Source organism: Eubacterium pyruvativorans, assembly GCF_900102225.1.
Classification (GTDB): domain Bacteria; phylum Bacillota; class Clostridia; order Peptostreptococcales; family Anaerovoracaceae; genus Aminicella; species Aminicella pyruvativorans.
The window spans coordinates 46,794-68,906 of record NZ_FNBF01000009.1 but is presented as its reverse complement, the minus strand read 5'-3'; the positions used below and the strand labels follow the sequence as shown (position 1 = coordinate 68,906).

General features: G+C 57.1%; 19 protein-coding genes. 16 read left to right on the top strand and 3 right to left on the bottom strand.

What is annotated here, in order from left to right:
- Nucleotides 1-134: 134 nt before the first annotated feature.
- The 6 genes from BLQ24_RS04935 to BLQ24_RS04910 all read left to right on the top strand — a co-directional run bounded on the left by BLQ24_RS04935 (nucleotide 135) and on the right by BLQ24_RS04910 (nucleotide 6,449).
- A complete protein-coding gene (locus BLQ24_RS04935) occupies nucleotides 135-1,376 on the top strand; it encodes an HD domain-containing phosphohydrolase (RefSeq protein ID WP_090163275.1) in 1,242 nt (413 codons plus the stop codon).
- A 116-nt stretch (nucleotides 1,377-1,492) separates the two neighbouring features.
- Nucleotides 1,493-2,347 (top strand): undecaprenyl-diphosphate phosphatase, encoded by an 855-nt coding sequence (locus BLQ24_RS04930; RefSeq protein ID WP_207644943.1) that lies wholly within the window; start codon nucleotides 1,493-1,495, stop codon nucleotides 2,345-2,347.
- An 11-nt stretch (nucleotides 2,348-2,358) separates the two neighbouring features.
- Complete coding sequence (locus BLQ24_RS10075; protein ID WP_176755862.1) at nucleotides 2,359-2,529, top strand: hypothetical protein; 171 nt, start codon at nucleotides 2,359-2,361, stop codon at nucleotides 2,527-2,529.
- Nucleotides 2,530-2,546: 17 nt separating this feature from the next.
- Entirely contained in the window at nucleotides 2,547-3,467 is a 921-nt protein-coding gene (locus BLQ24_RS04920) for a YitT family protein (protein ID WP_242869589.1), read from the top strand.
- A 1,003-nt stretch (nucleotides 3,468-4,470) separates the two neighbouring features.
- Nucleotides 4,471-5,754 carry a helix-turn-helix domain-containing protein gene (locus BLQ24_RS04915; RefSeq protein WP_090163273.1) on the top strand — a complete coding sequence of 428 codons (1,284 nt, stop codon included), beginning with the start codon at nucleotides 4,471-4,473 and terminating at the stop codon, nucleotides 5,752-5,754.
- Nucleotides 5,755-5,777: 23 nt separating this feature from the next.
- Nucleotides 5,778-6,449, top strand: a complete 672-nt coding sequence (locus BLQ24_RS04910) for an HAD family hydrolase (RefSeq protein ID WP_090163271.1) — start codon at nucleotides 5,778-5,780, stop codon at nucleotides 6,447-6,449.
- A gap of 87 nt (nucleotides 6,450-6,536) precedes the next feature.
- Here BLQ24_RS04910 and BLQ24_RS04905 read toward each other — a convergent pair whose 3' ends face one another.
- Entirely contained in the window at nucleotides 6,537-6,923 is a 387-nt protein-coding gene (locus BLQ24_RS04905) for an ArsR/SmtB family transcription factor (RefSeq protein ID WP_090163269.1), read from the bottom strand.
- Nucleotides 6,924-7,181: 258 nt separating this feature from the next.
- Between BLQ24_RS04905 and BLQ24_RS04900 the strand changes: the two genes are divergently transcribed.
- The 8 genes from BLQ24_RS04900 (at nucleotide 7,182) to BLQ24_RS04865 (ending at nucleotide 18,358) form a co-directional block, all read left to right on the top strand.
- Nucleotides 7,182-7,400 carry a cation transporter gene (locus BLQ24_RS04900; RefSeq protein ID WP_090163267.1) on the top strand — a complete coding sequence of 73 codons (219 nt, stop codon included), beginning with the start codon at nucleotides 7,182-7,184 and terminating at the stop codon, nucleotides 7,398-7,400.
- A gap of 28 nt (nucleotides 7,401-7,428) precedes the next feature.
- A complete protein-coding gene (locus BLQ24_RS04895; protein ID WP_090163265.1) occupies nucleotides 7,429-9,330 on the top strand; it encodes a heavy metal translocating P-type ATPase in 1,902 nt (633 codons plus the stop codon).
- Between the two features lie 35 nt (nucleotides 9,331-9,365).
- Nucleotides 9,366-9,755 (top strand): RNHCP domain-containing protein, encoded by a 390-nt coding sequence (locus BLQ24_RS04890; RefSeq protein WP_163427243.1) that lies wholly within the window; start codon nucleotides 9,366-9,368, stop codon nucleotides 9,753-9,755.
- Complete coding sequence (locus BLQ24_RS04885; protein ID WP_090163261.1) at nucleotides 9,739-10,245, top strand: RNHCP domain-containing protein; 507 nt, start codon at nucleotides 9,739-9,741, stop codon at nucleotides 10,243-10,245. The genes BLQ24_RS04890 and BLQ24_RS04885 overlap by 17 nt, the downstream gene beginning before the upstream one ends.
- Nucleotides 10,246-10,570: 325 nt before the next feature.
- Nucleotides 10,571-13,060, top strand: coding sequence for a ribonucleoside triphosphate reductase (locus BLQ24_RS04880; RefSeq protein ID WP_090163259.1), 2,490 nt, complete (start codon nucleotides 10,571-10,573; stop codon nucleotides 13,058-13,060).
- Nucleotides 13,060-13,755, top strand: a complete 696-nt coding sequence (locus BLQ24_RS04875) for an anaerobic ribonucleoside-triphosphate reductase activating protein (protein WP_320799811.1) — start codon at nucleotides 13,060-13,062, stop codon at nucleotides 13,753-13,755. The genes BLQ24_RS04880 and BLQ24_RS04875 overlap by 1 nt, the downstream gene beginning before the upstream one ends.
- A 279-nt stretch (nucleotides 13,756-14,034) precedes the next feature.
- Nucleotides 14,035-16,536: a homocysteine S-methyltransferase family protein gene (locus BLQ24_RS04870; RefSeq protein ID WP_090163256.1), complete on the top strand. Its 2,502-nt coding sequence runs from the start codon at nucleotides 14,035-14,037 to the stop codon at nucleotides 16,534-16,536.
- A 31-nt stretch (nucleotides 16,537-16,567) separates the two neighbouring features.
- Nucleotides 16,568-18,358 (top strand): bifunctional homocysteine S-methyltransferase/methylenetetrahydrofolate reductase, encoded by a 1,791-nt coding sequence (locus tag BLQ24_RS04865; protein ID WP_207644942.1) that lies wholly within the window; start codon nucleotides 16,568-16,570, stop codon nucleotides 18,356-18,358.
- Nucleotides 18,359-18,372: 14 nt separating this feature from the next.
- Here the strand turns inward: BLQ24_RS04865 and dtd are convergent, their stop codons facing one another.
- Nucleotides 18,373-18,822, bottom strand: a complete 450-nt coding sequence (gene dtd, locus BLQ24_RS04860) for a D-aminoacyl-tRNA deacylase (RefSeq protein WP_090163252.1) — start codon at nucleotides 18,820-18,822, stop codon at nucleotides 18,373-18,375.
- A gap of 497 nt (nucleotides 18,823-19,319) precedes the next feature.
- On the opposite strand from dtd, the gene BLQ24_RS04855 reads away from it, so the two are divergent.
- Nucleotides 19,320-20,243 carry an AEC family transporter gene (locus tag BLQ24_RS04855; protein WP_090163250.1) on the top strand — a complete coding sequence of 308 codons (924 nt, stop codon included), beginning with the start codon at nucleotides 19,320-19,322 and terminating at the stop codon, nucleotides 20,241-20,243.
- Nucleotides 20,244-20,345: 102 nt separating this feature from the next.
- On the opposite strand, the gene BLQ24_RS04850 is transcribed toward BLQ24_RS04855, so the two are convergent.
- Nucleotides 20,346-20,876, bottom strand: a complete 531-nt coding sequence (locus tag BLQ24_RS04850) for a CarD family transcriptional regulator (protein WP_090163249.1) — start codon at nucleotides 20,874-20,876, stop codon at nucleotides 20,346-20,348.
- Between the two features lie 252 nt (nucleotides 20,877-21,128).
- On the opposite strand from BLQ24_RS04850, the gene prmA reads away from it, so the two are divergent.
- The gene (prmA, locus tag BLQ24_RS04845; protein ID WP_176755861.1) at nucleotides 21,129-22,103 is read left to right on the top strand and encodes a 50S ribosomal protein L11 methyltransferase; all 975 of its coding nucleotides are present in this window, start codon (nucleotides 21,129-21,131) and stop codon (nucleotides 22,101-22,103) included.
- The last annotated feature ends 10 nt before the right edge of the window (nucleotides 22,104-22,113 follow it).

Below are 22,113 nucleotides of genomic sequence, written 5' to 3'. Positions count from 1 at the left end.
TCTTAATGTGCGATGAATGGGATCTTAACATTTCTTAAATCGTGAATGGGAAACAGAGCCGGGAAATATTGACAAGGGGGGAGAAATCGGAGAATAATAATGAGGTGATTGTTTGAATAGAGGAGAAAGAATGAATGATATTGAATTTTACGGATATGCTCTATGCTCTTTCCTATGCGCTGGACGCAGTGGAGAATGAATTCAACGGAATTATGGAAGGGCACGGGAAACGGGTTGCCTGGATCAGCGCCTGTATGGGAAGAACAGCGGGGATGTCCCGGCGGGAATTGATCGATCTCACCGGCCTGGCGATTCTTCACGACAACGCAGTGGTGGAATTCGCTTATCACGACCCGGCGGAAAGCGCTCCGGACCGAAAGAAGTATGTCATGTTCGAAGACTGGGATTCCTTCCGGGGCCACTGTATCCGGGGCGAAAAACGGGTTCGGCTGATGCCCTTCATCACGAATCCGGAGAATGTGATTCTGTATCATCACGAAAATGCAGACGGCAGCGGTCCCTTCGGGAAGACCGCAGAGAATATTCCCCCGGCCGCCCAGATCATTCACCTTGCGGACACCGTGGATGTGTACCTGCATTTCGGCCGTATCTCCGAGAAAGACCGGGAGCAGGTGGAACGGTTCGTCCTGGGAAACAGGGGAATCATGTTCAGTCCCCGTACCGTGGACCTGTTCATGGAGACCTTCGATACAGCCATGGTGAAGAGTGTGGAGGAGATGGGTGTGACCCGGAGCCTGCGTTCTGTGGTGCCGGAGGGGGTGAAAGACTTCTCGCCGAAGGAGATCCAGGGAATAACGGATTTTTTTGCGGGCATTGTGGATGACAAGTCCAGTTTCACCCGGGACCATTCTGTAGGGGTGGCCCGGAAAGCCGAGGAGATGGCCCGGTTCTACGGGTGGAGTGAAGAGAAAGCGGAACGGTTCCGTTTCGCAGGCGCATTTCATGATATCGGGAAACTGGTGGTGAATAACGATATTCTGGAGAAGCCCGGACGGCTGACCGGGGACGAGTTTCTGGAAATGCAGAACCATGCATCCCAGACCTACAAGGTGCTGAGCGGGATCCGGGGCTGTGAGGACATTACCGAGTGGGCGGCCAATCATCACGAGAAGCTGGACGGCAGTGGATATCCCCGGGGACTGACGGAGCAGCAGCTGTCCTTCGAGGACCGGCTCATGGCCTGTATCGACGTATACCAGGCCCTTCGGGAGAAACGGCCTTACAAGGACGGGCTGACCCATTCCCGGACCATTGCCGTGATGCGGGATATGGCCGCCCGGAGGAAACTGGACGGCGGAATCATCCGGAACATGGACCGGGTGTTCGGAACACAAACGGGCAGGGAGGTATCGTGAGGGAACCCTCTGGTCAGATGTCGGATTGTATGATAAAATACTGAACCTGTTGCAGGATCTGTCCGGAGCCGGACTCTGCCGGGGCCGGGGCAGATCCGAAGATTGTGAGGAGATCTATGATCATCGACATTATGAAATCTGTCCTGTTCGGCATCGTGGAGGGCATCACCGAATGGCTTCCGGTGAGCAGCACCGGCCACATGATCCTGCTGAACGAGTTCGTGACAATGAATGTGAAGAAGGAATTCTGGGATATGTTCCTGGTGGTGATTCAGCTGGGGGCAATTCTTGCCGTGGTGCTGCTGTACTGGCATGACATCTGGCCGCTGCACCGGGGCAGGGGCGGCAAGCATGATGCGAAGCAGGGACCCATGTGGATTCTGGACCGGAAGGTGCTCCGGCTGTGGGCAAAAACGATTGTGGCGTGCGTTCCGGCAGCGGTAGTCGGTCTGGCCCTGGATGACTGGATCGACGCCCATTTCTATAACTGGGTCTGTGTATCTGTGATGCTGATTCTGGTGGGTATCGCCTTCCTGGTCATCGAAAATCGTAACCGGAAGACGACGCCGAGAACCCTGACCATGGATGATATCACCTACCGGGAGGCGTTCCTCATCGGTATGTTCCAGTTGATCGCCGCTGTTTTCCCGGGAACCTCCCGGTCCGGCTCCACGATTCTGGGGGCACTGATGATCGGTGTGTCCCGGCCGGCGGCAGCGAACTTCACTTTCATTCTGGCCATTCCGGTTATGGCGGGGGCCAGTCTGCTGAAACTGCTGAAACACGGCCTGTCCTTCACTGCGCCGGAGCTGGTGATCCTGCTGACGGGAATGATTACGGCATTCATTTCGTCTATTCTGATCATTAAGTTCCTGCTGGCGTACATCCGCAAGCACGACTTCAAGCCGTTTGGCTGGTACCGGATCGTGCTGGGTGCAGTGGTTATTCTGTACTTTACTCTGGGGAAATAGGAGGAGAAAACATGAGAATAGTAGTACTGAACGGAAGTCCGAGACCAAATGGCAACACAGATGCATTCGTTCACTGGGAAGACATGGGGATCGTCACTGCGCCGGGCATGACGGAGAAGGGTTCGATGAAGGATTCGCCGGCACTGAAGGAAGCCTACAAACTGGGACGTTCTCTGCAGTAGATCCCGGGAACGGGAAAATGATGAAAGGAACAGATATGACGAAACAGGGAATCGTGAATCATGTGAATCACAGAAAACTGCTCCGGAAATCCCTGTGGATTGTAATCGGAAATCTTTCCTATGCGGCCGGTGTGAATCTGATGATCAACCCGCTGCATTTCTATAGTGGAGGATTCACCGGAATCGCCCAGCTTATCCGGATGTTTCTGGTGGATGTTCTCCGGATTCCCCAGATTCCGGGGGTGGATTATCTGGGCATCATCTATTTCCTGATCAATGTGCCGTTCTTCCTGCTGGCGCTTCGGGTCATGGGACGGCGTTTTTGTGTGGAAACACTGATATCTATCGTGATGGCTTCTGCCTTCCTGACGATGATTCCGATTCCGAAAGTGCCGCTGGTGAAAGATCCGATGCTGGCGGCCATGGTCGGCGGTCTGGGGTCCGGCTTCGGTGCGGGCATCGTACTTCGGGCGGGCAGCAGCCAGGGCGGCCAGGACCTGATCGGCGTCTGTCTGGCGAAGACCCATCCGAATTTCAAGGTGGGCAACATCGGGATAATGATCAGTGTGGCAATCTACACGATCTGTCTGTTTGTGTATGATGTACAGACGGTGCTGTATTCCATTATCTTCGCCGTGGTGACAGGCGTCCTGATCGACCGGGTCCACACCCAGAACATCAAGCTGGAGGCCATGATTTTCACAAAAAAAGAGGGCATGGCCCAGGCGATTATGACGGAAATGCGGCGGGGGGTCACGGATTGGGACGGCGAAGGCGCTTACACAAAGGAGAATTCCCACGTGCTGGTCACCGTGATTTCCAAGTATGAGGAACCGGCGCTCCGGCAGATTATAGCAAAATACGATTCCCAGGCCTTTGTCATTCTGGTGGAGAACGCCCGGGTGATCGGGAATTTCGAGAAGCGGTTTACAGACTGATCGGCCGGGGGGGTGCGCATCAATGTCGGGTGCGGCCGTCCGGCCGGGGGTGCGATAATCGTGTTTTTCTGAATTTCGCACCGGATTTATGCCGGTTTTGCCGAAACTCATGGACGACAGGATTTCGCAGGGTGCGGATCTGCGGAAAACCTCGTTTCCGCACTTTGCTCTCCGAACACTAAATTCTAACATCGTAATTATTCTACCCAAAACACAAGCATCGTTATAAATCACCGGCTTTTTCGTTCGTTCTCCGGACAGGTCGCAGTTGGCTCCGGAAAGATCGATCGGCAGCCGGGTTATTTTTTGTCCAACATATCCGGAACGCATGCGATCTGACCGCTTGACTGCGTGCGGAAATCCTGTTTTTTCCAGAATCGCACCCTCGAAGGCCGTTGGAATAAATTAACTAAGTTTTTCTTTTGTTTTCGCACCCCGGCAGCCGTGATTTTGGTGCGAATCCGGGCCTTTTAGCTGATTCCGCACATTTTCCATACAGTATACACGAGAAGCATACACAACCGGCCGGACACGCGGAAAGCGATGCGCATACAAGACAATCCGGCCGGACACGCGGAAAGCGATGCGCATACAAGACAATCCGGCCGGGGCCGCCCGCTCATTCTGCAATACAACAGGGCGCAGACGGAAAACCCGCTGCGCCCTGCTGTAAAGAGAGAGTTGCTTGCTTGGTAATTTTGTTCGTTCTTGGAGGGAATCGGATCTCCGGACCCATTTCTCACACACCACCGGGATGCGGAGATCCGTGCGTACCATCATCTGCGCATGACGGTTACGCATATTCTTAAACAACTTCATGTCGAAGGAGGAGTCTGTTCCTTTCGAATTTTCTTCTCTTTCCTGTCGACACGCATATTATAGCAGAGACATAAGGGTGCGGATCTGTGCAAGAATACAAGGATGATTGTGCCTGTAACCAAAAAAAGTAGCAAGAAAAAGAGAAATATGATATATTAATGGCAATAGGGTGGATTGTGGAAAGATGGATGCACAATTATCTGACATTCTTGCGGCATGCCGTCCGGAGGAACAACGGACCGGAACAGGAGCGGAAAGGAACCGGGGCGGCGAAACAGGAAAGGAGTTTGTCATGTCTGTAGACCTGGCGACATTGATGAAAGATGAGGCGGGGCAGAGCATTTCTCTGATTGCGGGAAGCGGCGGTCTGTCCCATGAGGCGACGTGGATCTGTCATGCGGAGACCGGGGAATCTGCCGAACAGCTGAAGGGCGGAGAACTGGCCGTCGTCACCGGAATGGGTCTTCCGGAGGACGGTGACGGGAAGGCGCTTCTGGACCATATCATTGAACTCAGGAAGTGCGGCGCCTGCGGTGTGATTATCATGCTGGGGCCCCGTATTTCGAAGGTGTCCCGGCGGATCCGGGATTTTTGTGATGAAATGACGTTTCCGCTGTTCGAAGGGAAGGAGAATGTGGACCAGGAGCAGTTTTTCAAGGGAATCTGCGAAGTGATCCTCCGGGACAGCGCGAAAGAACAGGAGATCAGCACGGCGTTTAAGAATGCGATTTTCTTTCCCGACCAGCCGGAGCGGTATGTGGTTCCTCTGTCCCAGTATCATTTCGAGGCAGAAGACCGGTATGCGATCTGTGTTCTCCGGATGGAGCACACGTCGGTGGACCCGTATGCGGCGGCGGAAGGCATCCGGAAGCGTCTCTGGAACCACCTGAAGCGGGAGTACGAGAAATGCGCTGTGTTCACGGACGGAGCGGATATCATTGCAGTGATTTCTACGGAGCACTCTTCGGAGGTCCGGGGGCTGGCCACGGATCTGCTGGAATACACCCGTTACCTGCTGCCTTCGGATCAGAACATCCTTTATACCGGAATCGGCAAGCTGACCAGGAGTCTGCGCTGTGTATACAAAAGCTACCGGCAGGCGCTCTCCATTGTGAAGCTGCAGCTTCGGAAGTCGGTTCCCATGACCAGTATTTTTTATACCGATATGGGGATCTACCGTCTGCTGCTGGGCATCGAGGATGAGGAGATCAAGCGGGAATATTTCCAGAGGGTGCTGGGACCGCTTCTGGAGCACGACCGGGAGAAGGATGCGGATCTGTCGGAGGTTCTCCGGATTTATCTGAAAAACAACGGAAGCATCGCTGCCACTGCGAAGGAACTGTTCGTCCACCGGAACACAGTGACATACAAGATCAATCAGGCCTCGAAGATTCTGAACATGGATCTGGGGGTGCTGGACAACCGGATTCAGGTCCGGCTGGCCTTCCTGCTTCACGAAATGTTCTGAGGGCTGAGGAAACGGAGAGAGAAATGGCAATCAAAGCCGTGGTATTCGATATCGGAAATGTGCTGGTCGGTTTCGACTGGATGAACTTCATGAGGAGCCGCTTCGATGAAACCACCATCGAAGCGGTGAACCGGGCCATGTGGGAGAGCGGCATCTGGAATGAGATGGACCGGGGTATTCTGAATGAAGAGGAAATACTGGATGAAATGACCGCCCGGGCGCCGGAGTACGCCCCGCAGATCCGGGAGGCGTATTACGGATGCGGATCCTGCATCACCCGGAAGGATTATGCGATCCCGTGGATCGAAGAACTGAAGGCAAGGGGATACCGGGTGCTGTTCCTTTCGAATTACTCGGAACATGTGAAGTCCCTGAATCCGGAGGCGCTGGATTTCCTGCCCCACATGGACGGCGGGGTGTGGTCCTGCGACACCGGGCTGGTGAAACCGTTCCGGAAGATCTACCGGATTCTGATGGAGAAGTATTCCCTCGCACCGTCAGAGTGGGTGTTCCTGGATGACAACCCGGCGAACATCGCTGCAGCCCGGGGGCTGGGGATTCCCGGCATTCTGTTTCAGAAAACGGATCCGGGCGCCTCGAAAGCGGAACTGGAGGCCGTACTGGCGGAGGACGGTCTGCCGACAGAAAACGGCCTTTTAGCAGAGAACGGCCTGTCGGAAGGAAGCCGGCCGTAATCCGGTGCTTTCCGACAGGCCGCACCGGGTTCGGTCCGAAGAATGAGGGGCTGGTCCGGGGAACGATGGGAGTCCGGCTTCCTCATTCTATTTCTGTCCGCCGCCGGGCTCCTTCGGGCAGGCGATGCGCCCCACGTTCTCAATGGTGTGGTGCAGTGCGAAGACCAGCTCTGTATCTGCCGCCTTATAATACATTTCTTTCCCTTCCCGCCGGGACGTCAGCAGCCCGGCCCCCTTCAGCAGTTTCAGATGATGGGACACCGCCGGACTGGTCATGTCCACCGCCGCAGCGATATTCGTCACACACTCCTCCGTGTGGCACAGCAGCCAGAAGATGCGGAGCCGGCTGGGGTCTCCCAGCTGCTTCATAGCCGCCGAGACCCCGGCAATCACATCGTCCGGCGGAATATGTTTCAGGATTTCCGTGCCCTCTGTGCTGCCGTGGTCGTGGGGCAGTTTCTTCACTTCTGTCATATTTCCCTCCGTCTTCGGTTTCCGGGGTCAAAAAAATCCCGGGGAGAATCCGTTCGTTTATCTGTCTATTTTAGCGTACCGGAAACGCCGATTCAAGATTAAATAATGATTGAATTGTTTTTCGGAAAATGGTTGACACAGGCTTCCTCCGGGGGTACTATCAGATTAAAGATTAAACAATCGTTGAATCGTAACGAGTAGACCTTTGGCAGAAAGAAATGCCGGGGCAGACCGCCCCGCAGAAAGAGAGGAATCACCATGAAGAAGAATTACAAGATCGATGTGGACTGTGCCAACTGCGCTGCGAAGATGGAGCGCGCCGCCCAGAACACAGAGGGCGTGAAGGATGCGAATGTCAACTTCATGATGCTGAAGATGAAGGTGGAGTTCGAAGACGGCGCCGATCCGGCGGAAGTCATGCCCCGGGTCAGAGCGAACTGCAAGAAGGTAGAGGACGACTGCGAGATTTTCCTGTAAGGGAAGGTCTCCCACCGGAGGGAAGAGGATGAACAAGAAACAACGAGTCAATCTGATCCGCATTCTGGCGGCGGCAGCGCTTCTGGTGCTGCTGGCCTTCGTGCCGGCCGCCGGAATTCTCCGCTTTTTCCTGTATATGATTCCGTACGGCATCGTGGGATATGATATTATTATCAAAGCGGTGAAAGGCATTCTCCACCGGCAGCCCTTCGACGAATGTCTGCTGATGGTCATCGCCACAGCGGGAGCCATCGCACTGGCCCTGTACGAGGACGGAGATTACCGGGAGGCCATCGCGGTCATGCTGTTCTACCAGGTGGGGGAATGGTTCCAGAGCTATGCAGTGGGAAGGAGCCGGAAGAGCATTACGGAGCTGATGGATATCTGTCCGGACTATGCCAATATTGAAGGCGAGAACGGACAGCTGGAACGGGTGGACCCGGATGAAGTGGAAGTGGGAACAATCATCGTGGTTCAGGCCGGCGAGAAAATTCCCATCGACGGTCTTGTGGTGGAAGGCCGTTCCTCACTGGACACCGCTGCACTGACCGGGGAATCCGTTCCCCGGGATGCGGCGCCGGGGGACCGGGTCATCAGCGGCTGCATCAATCAGAGCGGCCTGCTGAAGATCCGCACGGAGAAGGAATTCGACGAATCCACGGCCTCGAAAGTGCTGGAACTGATCAGTGATGCCAGTTCCCGGAAGTCGAAATCCGAGGACTTTATTACGAAGTTCGCCCGGATCTATACGCCGGCAGTGGTGTTCTCGGCCATGGCCCTTGCAGTTCTGCCGCCGCTCATTCTGCTGGCGTCAGGCCATCCGGGCATGTGGGGCACCTGGGTATACCGGGCACTCACTTTCCTGGTGATCAGCTGTCCGTGCGCCCTGGTTGTGAGCATTCCCCTGAGTTTCTTCGCCGGAATCGGCGGTGCCAGCCGGGCAGGCATTCTGGTGAAAGGCTCCAACTTCATGGAAACCCTGGCGGATGCGGACACGGTGGCGTTCGACAAGACCGGGACGCTCACCCGGGGTGTCTTCGAAGTCACGGCAGTGCATCCGAGAGAGATGGATGAACGGGAACTGCTGCACATGGCTGCCCATGTGGAGCGGTATTCCACCCATCCGATCGCCAATTCCCTCCGGCTCGCATACCCGGAGGAGGCGGACAGCTGCTCGGTGGGCCGGTCGGAAGAGCTGCCGGGAGAAGGCGTCTTCGCAGAAGTGAACGGTCACAAGGTCTGGGTGGGAAACACCCGGCTGATGGAGCGGCTGGGCGTCCGGTGGACGGAATGCGAGGAGCCGGGAACGATTCTCCATGTGGCCATCGACGGCACCTATGAAGGGCATATCGCCATCGCTGACGTGGTGAAACCCCACAGTGCTGCGGCGATCCGGGAACTGAAGCGGGCCGGTGTGAAACAGACCGTGATGCTCACCGGAGACCGCAGCCGGGTGGCGGACCGGGTGGCGGCTGACCTTCAGATCGACCGGGTGTACAGTGAGCTTTTGCCCCAGAACAAAGTCGAGAAAGTGGAAGAACTGCTCCGGAGCCAGGGTCCGAAAGAGCGTCTGGCTTTCGTGGGAGACGGCATCAACGATGCCCCGGTGCTGGCCCGGGCGGACATCGGCATCGCCATGGGGGCCATGGGGTCCGACGCGGCAGTGGAGGCCGCTGATGTGGTTCTCATGGATGATGATCCGCTGCAGATCGCCACAGCGATCCGTCTGTCCCGGAAATGCCTCCGCATTGTGCGGGAGAATATTTGGTTCGCCATCGGCGTGAAGCTGGCGTGCCTGGCTCTGGGTGCGGTGGGAATCGCCGGCATGTGGGCGGCGATTTTCGCCGACGTGGGGGTCATGATCCTCTGCGTGCTGAATGCCGTCCGCTGCCTGGTGGTACCCCGGGTGTCCGGAAAGGACAAAGAATGACCGGACGCCGCTCGATAACAGGAAGAAGGAACAGGATGAATAAGAATACGTTTCACTGTCCGCTGTGCGGATGGACGCCGGCACCGTTCATGCCGGAAATCGGGGAAATGCCGGATCACTGTCCGAACTGTCTGGAAGGCCGGCATGATCAGCGGGAAGACGGCGTGGAATGCGGAGGCATTCTGAAGCCGATCAGCATCATTGTGGAGAAGGATGATTCCTGGACGTTGGTGCAGCGGTGCAGTCTCTGCGGGGAACTCCGGCAGACCCGGGTTTTGCCGGAAGACAATCCGGTGATGCTCCTGTCTGTTGCCGCAAAACCGCTGGCGAATCCGCCGTTCCCGCTGGAGCGTCTGGAACAGATGCAGGAACTGGCCGGGGTCAGGGGAAGCATGGAGGGATATTATCATGAAGAAGAGAAGTGAACGGATCGCTGACCGGAGCCGCCGGACATCCCGAAAAGATCCGTCAGAATGGGGAGACCTTTCCGAAGCCCGGGAAGACCGGAAACGGAAGCGGACGAAGGGATACTACAAGACCCATGCCTGCTTGGAACCCTTCACCTGCCGCAACTGCGGATGGCCGGTATCGCCGGAGGGCGCCGGCAGCGGTCACCGGAATCACTGTCCGAACTGCCTGTGCAGTCTCCATGTGGACGTGATGCCCGGGGACAGGGGCGCTTCCTGCCACGGAATTATGGACCCGGTGGGTGTCTGGGTCCGGTCGGACGGGGAGTGGGCGATCCTGCACCGGTGCCGGCAGTGCGGCAAGCTGGATTCCAACCGGACGGCCGCCGATGACAACCCCATGAAGCTGATGGCTCTGGCCTTGAAGCCGTTCACCAGCGGGGAAATAGGCCGGGAGCGGTTGGGGAAAATGACGAAGACCATGGAAGATCACGCCGTGCTGAAGTAGAATTGAAACAAACGGAGGGGAGACCGATGCGGCCTCCTTTTTTGTTTTTTCGGTACGGGACGTGTGTTCTGTATATATATGGAATGTTGCGGGGGCATCTTGCTTTTCTGTTGGGATACTATATAATGTAGGTGCGCTGCGAAGAAATAACTACATGTTGTGTGGGAAAGAGCGTGAAAAGTATGGTTCGCCGGATGCAGGGAATGCAGGGAAAGCAGGGAATGCAGGCGGCGACGCAAACAGACGGCAGACAGCGCAATAAGCCGGCGGACAACGCAAACAGACGAAATACGACGATTGAAAACGATAGAAGGGAGAGGCGGCCATGAGGGAGCGGGTTGTAATCAAGCGGGACGGCAGAAAAGTGCCTTACGACAGGGAGCGGATCACCGTTGCGATGTCGAAAGCGGTGAACGCATCGGAGGACCGGGAGTTTGCGGCAATTATGCCGAAGCTGACGAAGGATGTGGAAACAGAACTGGCGGGCCGGTATCCGGAAGGGGTCTACCGTGTGGAAGATATCCAGGATCTGGCGGAACGGGCGCTGATGTCCCACGGTCTCTACGATGCGGCCAGAGCGTTCATCCGTTACCGGGCGGTGCATGAAAACGTGCGGAATATCCGGTCGGCAGAGGAATTCTGCGAGCAGACCATCATGGGATACACCGGGGAACCGGATGTAACGGAGTTTCTGGATCCGGGGGCGGAAGATATTGATTCTTCTGCAGAGAAGAACTGGCACGTGAAACAGAACGCCAGCGTTTCCTATTCTGTGGGTGCGATGATTCTGAACAACAGCGAGCGGATCAGCAAGGCCCACTGGCTCGGAAAGTTCTACGACAAGGAGATTGTGGATGCGTACAAATCCGGCGCCATCCACATTCACGACCTGGGAATGCTGACCGGCTACTGCGCCGGCTGGGATCTGAAGAAACTCATCCGGGAGGGGCTCGGCGGGGTCAAAGGGAAAATTTCTTCCGGTCCGGCGAAGCACCTTTCCACTCTCAGCAACCAGATGGTGAACTTCCTGGGCATCATGCAGAACGAGTGGGCGGGCGCCCAGGCGTTCAGTTCCTTTGACACCTACCTGGCGCCGTTCGTGAAGGCAGACCGCCTGAACTACCGGGAGGTCAAGCAGTGCCTGCAGAGTTTCGTCTACGGTGTGAACATTCCTTCCCGCTGGGGAACCCAGGCACCGTTCTCCAACATCACGCTGGACTGGACGTGCCCGGATGACCTTCGGAACCTGCCGGCGGTTGTGGGCGGAAAGGATATGGACTTCACCTACGGGGACTGTGAAGAGGAAATGCGGATGGTGAACAAGGCCTTCATCGAGACAATGGTGGAGGGAGACTGCAACGGCAGGGGCTTCGCCTACCCGATTCCGACCTACAGCATTACCCGGGATTTTGACTGGGGAGACACGGAGAATAACCGGCTTCTGTTTGAGATGGCTGCGAAATACGGTACGCCGTACTTCTCCAACTACATCAACAGTGATATGGAGCCTTCCGATGTGCGTTCCATGTGCTGCCGGCTCCGTCTGGACCTCCGGGAACTCCGAAAGCAGAACGGCGGCAACTTCGGCGCGGGAGAGAACACCGGATCCATCGGCGTTGTGACCATCAACATGCCCCGCATCGCTTATCTGGCGTCGGATGAGGAGGACTTCTTCCGCCGGCTGGAGCACATGATGGACATTTCCGCCCGGTCCCTGGACATCAAGCGCCGGGTAATCAACAAGTACATGGACATGGGCCTGTACCCGTATACCCGCCGGTATCTGCCGCAGGGGTTTGTGAACCATTTCTCCACTCTGGGGCTGGTGGGAATGAATGAGGCCTGCCTGAATGCGGACTGGATCGGAGAGGACCTGTCCCATCCGAAGGCTGCGGCCTGGACGGCAAAGGTACTGGATTTCATGCGGGAAAAGCTGAAGGATTATCAGGAGGAATATGGAAACCTGTTTAACCTGGAAGCTACACCGGCGGAGTCCACAGCTTACCGTCTGGCAAAGCACGACCGCATGCTTTATCCGGATATCATCACCGCCGGAAAGAAGGGAGAGACGCCGTACTACACCAACTCCTCCCATCTGCCGGTAGGGTTCACCTCTGATGTGTTCGAGGCACTGGACATCCAGGACAACCTGCAGACAAAGTACACTTCCGGAACCGTGTTCCACTGTTTCCTGGGCGAAAAACTCCCGGACTGGAAGGCTGCTATGCAGCTGGTCCGTGCAGTGGCGGAGAATTACCGCCTGCCGTACTTCACTCTGAGCCCGGTATACTCCATCTGCGAAGAACACGGGTATCTGGACGGGGAACAGAAGATATGCCCGGTCTGCGGTAAACCGACGGAAGTATATTCCCGCATCACGGGATACTATCGCCCGGTTTCGAATTGGAACGACGGGAAACTCCAGGAGTTTGAGGACCGGAAGAGCTATGAGGTGGCGGGCCGCTATGCGGCCGGACTGTCTGATACAAACGAAGGAGGCGCCGGTCACGCCGGTCCAAATGGTCATGAGGCCCAGGCAGCCGGTCATGCAGCCTTGGAAAGCGTTCGTCCAGCCGGGGCAGCCGGAGAGGAACTTCTGCTTTTCACGACACCTTCCTGCCCGAACTGCGCATCTCTGAAGCAGCGTCATGTGATTTCCGGTTACCGGGAAGTGAATGCGGCCGATCCTGCGAACCGGGAACTGGTCCGGAAGTACCGGATCATGGCGGCACCGACGCTGATCGTCCGGAAACCGGACGGCGGGACGGAAAAATATGCGAATGCCAGTGAAATTATGGGATATGCGGCACGATAATGATGAAGATACACGGCCTTTCAAAACTGACACTCCTGGATTATCCGGAACATACGGCCTGCACGCTGTTTTGCGGCGGATGTAATTTCCGGTGTCCATTCTGCCAGAACAGTACGCTGGCCCGGGCACCGGAAAGGGAACCGGTGATCCCCCGGGACGAGATCATGGCTTTTCTGAAAAAACGTTCCGGCATCCTGCAGGGCGTCTGCATCACCGGCGGCGAGCCGACTCTCCATGAGGACCTGCCGGAATGGATCCGGCAGATCCGGCACCTGGGCTATCTGGTGAAACTGGACACCAACGGTTACCGGCCGGATGTGCTGGAAAAACTTCTGGCAGACTGCCCGCCGGATTACGTGGCCATGGACATCAAGTCTTCCCGGGCGGGGTATGGACTGGCGGCCGGCCTCCCGGGTATGGACACAAAACCCGTGGAAGAATCCGTCCGGCTGCTCAGAGCCGCCCGCATCCCGGTGGAGTTCCGTACAACGTTGGTAAAAGGGATTCATACGGAAGAGGACATCCGTTCCATCGGCCGCTGGCTGGCGGGGACAGACCGCTACTTCCTCCAGCATTTCGAGGACAGTGAAAATGTACCGGACCACCGGCTTTCCGGATTTTCAAAACAAGAAACCGAAGGATTTCTGAAAATCCTTCGGCGAACGATCCCGGGTGCTGCTGCCCGGGGCTTATAGCAGACAAAAAAAGAGGAATGACCGGCCGCCCGAAGTGCTGCCGATCGTTGGATGCTGCGGCCGCCGAGGGGTATTGTCAATGCATCTGGCCACTCTGGACATACTCTCAGATCAAGAATCGCACCCCGGCAAGCAGCCGGTATAGGTTAATCAAGATTTTCTTTCGAAATCGCACCCTTAGGTGCTGTATTAAATTCCCAAGTAAAATAGTGTGGAAATACGGCGGAGATCAGAGTATAATACAAGGTCAATACTGAATTGTCAGAAAGCAGGTGTGAAATGCAAAAGAAATACATTTTGTTAGACAGTGCCATGGGTACGCAGCTGCAGGCCGGGGGGCTGCCTCCGGGAGCGATTCCGGAAATCTGGGGGATGCAGCATCCGGAAATCGTGGAAGAGATTCACCGGCGGAACATCCAGGCGGGAAGTGAAGTGATTTATACGAACACCTTCGGTGCCAACCGGCTGAAGCTGGAAGGATCCGGGATCAGCGTAGAGAAAGTGGTGCGGGCCAATGTGGAGGCGGCGAAACGTTCGGTCCGGGGAACATCTGTGAAAATTGCGCTGGATATCGGTCCTTCCGGTGCGCTTCTGAAGCCGCTGGGAACCATGGCGTTTGAAGAGGCGGTGGACGTTTTCCGGGAGATCGTCACTGCCGGAGAAGCCGCAGGTGCGGATCTGGTGATCTTCGAGACGTTCACGGATCTGTATGAAATGAAGGCTGCGGTTCTGGCGGCCCGGGAGAATACGAAGCTGCCGGTGTGGACAACCATGAGTTTTGAGGAAAACGGCAGAACATTCCTGGGAACGGACGCCGCCGCCATGGCCATGACGCTGGAAGGGCTGGGCGTCAGTGCTCTGGGCATTAACTGCTCGCTGGGACCGGCGGAGATCCTGCCGATCGCCCGGGAGATGAGGCGCTGGACCGGTCTGCCGATGATCATTAAGCCGAACGCCGGCCTGCCGGATCCCCGGACCGGCGCGTACGCCATCGGGGCGGAGGAATTCGCCGGCGAAATGGTTCCGTTCCTGAAAATGGGCGTTCGGTATCTGGGCGGGTGCTGCGGCACGACGCCGGATTTTGTCCGTGCGCTGGCGAACCGGAGCAGGGCGGTTTCGGAGATGGCTGGGGCGCCGGAAGTTGCTGCGGGTTCGAAATCTGCTGCGGCACCGGAATCTGCTGAAGCTTCGGAATATGCTTCTCCGGAATGCAGGGGAATCTGCTCTGCGTCAAAGGTCACCGTCCTGGACGGCCGGGTAAATGTGATCGGCGAGCGGATCAATCCTACCGGCAAGAAGCGGTTCCAGCAGGCTCTCCGAAGCCGGGATATGAACTATGTGACGGAGTTGGCGATTCAGCAGCAGGAAGCGGGTGCCGACATTCTGGATATCAATGTAGGTGTGCCGGGTCTTCCGGAAGCGGAACTGATGGCGGAAGTGGTGCAGGCGGTCCAGAGCGTGACAGACCTTCCGCTGCAGATTGATTCCACGAATCCGGAGGCCGTGGAAGCGGGACTCCGGGTGCTGAACGGCCGGGGCATCGTGAACTCCGTAAACGGGGAGAAAGAGAAGCAGGACCGGATTCTGCCGATTGTGAAGAAATACGGCGCAGCGGTTGTGGGTCTGGCCATGGACGAAAAGGGACTGCCGAAGACGGCGGAAGACCGGGTCCGGGTCGCCCGGAATATTCTCGAGGCCTGTGGTGCGCACGGCATTCCCCGGGAAGATGTTTTCATCGACTGTCTGACCCTCACTGTGTCGGCCCAGCAGGATCAGGCCATGGAAACTCTCCGGGCCGTGGAACGGATTCACCGGGAACTGGGCCTGCACTGTGTGCTGGGTGTCAGTAACATTTCCTTCGGCCTTCCGGCCCGGGCTCATGTGACCGCCAGTTTTCTAACCCAGGCCATGTACTGCGGCCTGGATCTGCCTATCATCAATCCGAATCAGAAGGCGATTATGGATGCGGTGGCATCCTTCCGGGCGCTTTCCGGGTCGGACGAAAACTGCAGCGCATACATCGAACGGTTTGCGGAGGAGGAACGGGCGGCGAAGGCCGAAGGCCGAAGCGGCGGTGGATCCACTGGACTGAACAGCCGCCCGGGCGGTGCTTCAGCCGACCAAAGCGGCAGCGCCGGCGGTGAGACGGACGCCTCCCCGGCCGCCCGGATGCTGGAGGCGGTTTTGAAGGGGCGGAAACGGGAGGCCGAACGGCTGACAAGGGATTTTTTGTCTGCCGGAACCCCGGGGATGGAGATTATCGACAGGATGATCATTCCGGCTCTGGATGTGGTGGGGGATCGCTACGAAACCGGGGAGATCTTCCTGCCCCAGCTGATCAATGCGGCGAATGCGGCCTGCGCCGGACTGGACCTCATCAAGGCGGGGCTTCAGGAGCAGGAGTCGGCGGAAAACCGCGGAACGATCCTCATCGCCACTGTGCAGGGGGATATTCACGATATCGGAAAGAATATCGTGAAAGTGGTACTGGAGAATTACGGATACCGCATCATCGATCTGGGACGGGATGTGAAGCCGGAGACGATTGTGGAAACGGCGCGGCGGGAGCATGTGGGGCTTGTGGGGCTCTCGGCTCTGATGACCACCACCGTGGGGGCCATGCGCCGGACCATCGAGGCCATTCATGAGGCGGATCTGCCGTGCCGGATTATGGTGGGAGGCGCCGTGATGACAGCGGATTTTGCAAAAGAAATCGGCGCAGACTATTACGTGGCGGATGCGAAGGCGTCCTGCGACGTGGCAAAAAAAGTGCTCGGCTGAAAAGCGGCGGAACATGAGACAGGAGCATAGAATGAACAGGATCAAACAATGGATCGAACAGGGGCCTCTTCTGGTGGACGGCGGAATGGGGACATATTTTTCATCGAAGGAACACCTTCCCGGCAGCGGCTGCGAGATGGCCAGCATCGAGAAGCCGGTTCTGATCTCCGCCATTCACCGGGAGTATCTGGAGGCGGGGGCCCGGGTGATCAAGACCAATACCTTTGCGGCCAACCGCCCCACCTACCGGCATACGGAAACGGTGCGGCGGATCATCCGGGCATCCTGGAATCTGGCGGTTCGGGCAGCGGCGCCGTTCGGGGCGGAGGTCTTCGCGGACATCGGCCCGGTGACCGGGCTGCCTCCGGCGGCTGCGGAACGGGAATACCGCTTCATTGTGGAGGAGTTCCTGTCCCTGGGGGCGGAGAACTTCCTGTTTGAGACCAATGCGGATGATACCGGACTGGACGAGGCGGCGGCATACATTCGGAGCAAGACTGAGGACCCGTTCCTGGCGGCTTCTTTCGCCGTGCTGCCGGACGGCTATACCCGAAGCGGTATCTTCGGAGAAGATCTGATCCGGGATCTCACTGCCCGGGGAAATTTCGACGCTGTGGGGTTCAACTGCGTCAGCGGCGTCCGTCAGATGGCCCGTCTGATGGAGGATATGGACCTGGAGGGCGTGACCCTTTCGGTCATGCCGAATGCGGGTTATCCGACTGTGGTGGGGAACCGGACGTTCTATGACAGCGATCCCGTCTACTTCGGCCGGGGACTGGCGGAAATTGCGGCCCGGGGCGCATCCATCATCGGCGGCTGCTGCGGAACCACACCGGCCCACATCGCCGCTGCCCGGGAGGAACTGACAAAAAAATCCCGGGATCTCCGTTCGGCTCCCGGTCGGTCCCGGTCGGAGGCACTGGCTGCCGGTGAAGGGGAGGACAGGGTCCCGGAGAGCCCGTTTTTCGAAAAACTCAGGGCGGGGGAGATGCCGGTGGCGGTGGAACTGGATCCGCCGGAAACAGCTGACGTCAGAAAATACATGGAGGGCGCCGCCCGGCTGGCGGCGGCGGGCTGCGATCTTCTGACCATCGCAGACTGTCCCGTTGCCCGTGCCAGGATGGATTCCACCCTGCTGGCCTGCCGGGTGAAACGGGACCTGGGCATGGAAACCATTCCCCATCTGACCTGCCGGGACCGGAACCTCAATGCGACGAAGGCCCTCCTGCTGGGTCTCAGTGCGGAGGGCCTCCGGAACGTGCTGGTCATCACCGGCGATCCGATCCCCACCGCAGAGCGGGATGAAGTGAAATCCGTTTACCAGTTCAACTCCCGGAAGATGGCGGCCTTCATCCGGGGACTGGGCCGGAAAAGTTTCCCTGTTCCGTTCCACGTTTTCGGTGCACTGAACCTGAATGCCCGGAATTTCGATGTGGAACTCAGGATCGCCCGGGAAAAGGTGGAGGCAGGCATGGTCGGTTTTTTCACCCAGCCGGTGCTGTCCCGCCGGGCGCTGGAGAACCTGAAACAGGCCCGGCGCATTCTGCAGCCGGCGGGCGCCTATATAATCGGGGGGATCATTCCGGTGGTCAGCCAGCGCAATGCTCTGTTCATGGAAAATGAAATCAACGGCATTCACGTTTCGCAGGAGATCATCCGGCGCTACGAGGGACTGGACCGGGATGCCGCCGAGGCCCTGGCCCTGGAGCTTTCTGTGAAAATTGCAAAGGACATGGCGCCGTTCATCGACGGCTACTACCTGATGACCCCGTTCGGCAGGACGAAGCTGATGACCCGGATTATTGCCGGCATCCGGGGATAGGGGCTGCCCCCCGGCTAATGCAGATCCTCTGAATCCAGAATCACAGTGAACGGACCGTCATTCACCAGGCTGACTTTCATATCGGCGCCGAACCGGCCGGTCTCAACAACGGGCACCTGTTTCCGGCATTCGTCGATGATGTACTCGTAGAGAGCTTCGGCGTGTTCCGGTTTCGCCGCATCGGTGAAACCGGGACGGTTTCCTCTGCGGCAGTCTGCGTAGAGTGTGAACTGGGAAATCAGCAGAAGGCTGCCTTCCACCTTGTCCAGCGACAGGTTCGTCTTCCCGTTTTCATCCTCGAAGATCCGCATGCCGATCAGCTTGCGGATCATCTTGTCTGCAATTTCTTCGTTGTCGGTATGGGTGACGCCGATCAGCACTGTGAAACCCCGGCCGATGCGGCCGACTGTTTCGCCGTCGATGGTGACTTGACTCTCCCGTACCCGCTGAATGACAAATCTCATAATTCCGTTCTCCTTGCTTCCTGTCTTCCTGTAACGTATGTGCATTCTATGATAGCGGAATGGCGGAGGCGGTGTCAACCGGCCGGAAGCAGGTGCTGCCGGTCCCGGTCTGCAGCAGGTTCAGCGGGTCGCCGGGGAACGGGAAACACTCTGACCGCCTGGCATGGTGAATAGAAACAGAAAACAGAAGTTGTTTTGTGGGAAACCAACTAAAAAATACTGTATACAATGCTCCTGCCTATGGTAATCCCGCATCCCATACCATATAATACAGATAAGCACTCAATGAAACCGGATGGAACCGCAGAGGCGTTGTATACCGACAGATCAGCCTGCGGTTCTGTTTTTTTCTATCTGCTATTCCGGGATATTGTATACTCGAGCAGGCCGGCGGGAGACCGCATGGCAGAACGGAAGACGCCCCGGCTGCCGGGCGAACGGGCCGCAGGGGACTTTCGGGTTGAGCCGTCTGCACGAGGAGGAAAGGAGAAATCATCATGCAGATTGCCATGCTTCTCATGCGGCAGACCTTTGTCATGTTCGTGATCATCGCCGTAGGAGCGCTGCTCGTCCGGGCGAAACTGCTGAAGGTCGAGGAAGGGAAGACCATATCGGTGGTTACGCTGTATGTGGGGCTGCCCTGTGTGATCATCAAGGCGTTCCTGACGGATTACTCGTCAGCCGCACGGAAAGGGGTGCTGCTGGCCCTGGGTGCGGCATTCATGATTCATGTGCTGATGTATCTCATTTCCTGGATTCTGGGGAAGATTTTCGGGCTGGACATTATGGAGAAGTCCTCCCTCATTTACACGAACGTGGGGAATCTGATCATCCCGATTATCATGGCCACGATCGGGGACCGGTGGGTGGTTTATGCCAGTGCGTACCTGTGTGTGCAGTCCCTGTTTTTCTGGTCCTTCGGGCAGCGGGGCATGCATCAGGAGAACAGCTTCAACTGGCGGAAGATGTTCAACTCGAATTTTGTCGCTGCACTGATCGGCATGGCCCTGTTTTTTACCGGGGTGCCGGTGCCGAAGATCATATACGGCGGGCTGGATCTGGTATCCGGCATCGTCGGTCCGCTGGCCATGCTGAATATCGGTCTGATCTGCGCCGGCATGAACTGGAAGAAATACTTCACCAGCGCCCGGCTGTATCTGATCGTGTTCCTGAAGATGATCCTTTGTCCGTTGATCATCCTGCTCATTCTGAAGTACTCCGGCATGCAGAGCCTGGCGCCGAACGGGAAGATGGTGCTGTATGCCGTGCTGCTGGCCACCATGACCCCGAGCGCCATGATGATCGTGCAGCTGGCTTCGGTCTGCGGCAGGGATGCGGAGTACGGCACGTCCATCAACGTGGCCACGACCCTGGTCTGTATCATTACCATGCCCTTGCTGACCATGCTCTACATGATGTAGGATGGCAAAAAAAGCAGCCGCCGCAATGCGGGTGCCCTTCCGGACGCCCCTTGCGGCGGCTGCTTCTGTTCACTCTCGGTATACCGGGTTTCTGTGCGCCGGTCAGTCGACGGTTCGGTCGATGACAGGCTCATTGTTATGGATGCGGTTCTGAATGTAGGAGTCAAGGTCGTCCCGAGACATATCCAGTGCTGCGGCCAGCTCTCCGAAAAGCAGGTCCTCGGCGCGCTTCATGAATTTCTTATCAATCTGGCCCAGGCGGCGGTTCTGCTTCATGGCCGCCTCCTTCTTCTTCCGGATGGACTTCGTCAGACGAATCAGATCCAGGCACTTGTGGGTGTCGATAATTGCCTGATAATGTTTCGAAAGCTGCTGAATACTGGAGCTCTTGTAAATTTCGGTGTGTACCTCCGGCATGATGTCAATCAGTTCATTCGCTTCTTCCTCTGAAATCACCGGACGCATATAGACCTTCCCGTTGTCCACCGGTGCATAGATCGTTCCCGCCTGATAGACCGGTTCGAGAATATAGTACAGCCGGTCCTCCGGCATGCCGAAATCCGGATGGGTGATATCCTTGACCCTGCAGACTCCTGTTCCACCGTAAATGATCAGGTCGCCTACGTTGAACATTACACTCCCATCTCCCTTCTCTCTTCCCTGTATTAACTCTTACACAATTTTAACATGTTTTTCGGCAAAAAGGTAGTGGAAAATGAAAAAATACCTATACAACAAAAATAATCTATGCTATAATTCATTGTTTACGGAATAAATGTCAGAATAGTGTCCAACAGAACGAACAATTCTGACATTGTATACATTCGCAGCGTATCCGGCGGTCCGGCGCCGGTTATGACCGTTTTTCGAGAAAGGATGTGCGGGATGAAATATATTGAAATCACCATCGAGACGTCAGCGGCGGGAATCGAACCGGCTGCGGCCAAACTGGGAGCCATCGGCATCGACGATATCGAGGTAACGGATCCCCGGGATATCGAGGACATCATGGAGCACAAGGAATCCTACGAATGGGATTATATCAACGACGAAGTGGTGGAGCAGATGAAGGAGACGCCGAAAATCCAGGTGTTCTGCGCCGATGATGAAGAGGGCAGGGAGAAGACAGAGGCAGTGCGCCGGGCGATGCAGGAACTGGCGGATGCCTGCGGCCGGGGAGAGTACGGTCCGGGGGTCGACTTCGGCTCCCTTTTTGTCACTGCGGAAGTGAAGGACGATGCGGAGTGGAAGGACAAGTGGAAAGAGTATTTCAAGCCGTTTCGGGTCTCGGAGCATCTGGTGATCCGCCCGTCCTGGGAAGAATATGAGGCGGGTCCGGAGGATACCGTCATCGAGATCGACCCGGGTATGGCCTTCGGAACCGGCACCCATGAGACCACCTCCATGTGCATCCAGATGATCGATCAGTACCTGAAGCCGGGCAGCCGGGTGCTGGATGCGGGCTGCGGCTCGGGGATTCTGGCGATTGCTGCAGCCAAGCTGGGGGCGGCGGAGGTCCTGGGCGTGGATTTCGACCGGGAAGCGGTCCGGGTGGCCCGGGAGAATTTCCAGAAGAACCATGTGGAAGACATTTGCCGCGCCGAATACGGTGACCTGACCCGGGGGGTGGATTTCAAGGCGGATCTCATCGCCGGCAACCTGATGGCGGAGCTGATCTGCATGCTGGCGGATGGCGTCTATGCTCATCTGGCGGAGGAGGGCCTGTTTATCGCCTCCGGAATTCTGACGGAGAAGGAACAGATGGTGACCGAGGCCCTGCAGGCGGCAGGGTTCCGGATTGTGGAGAGCCGGACAAAAGGCGAATGGTGCGCTCTGGCGGCCGCCAGGCCCCGGGGTTAGGTGAGCCGTT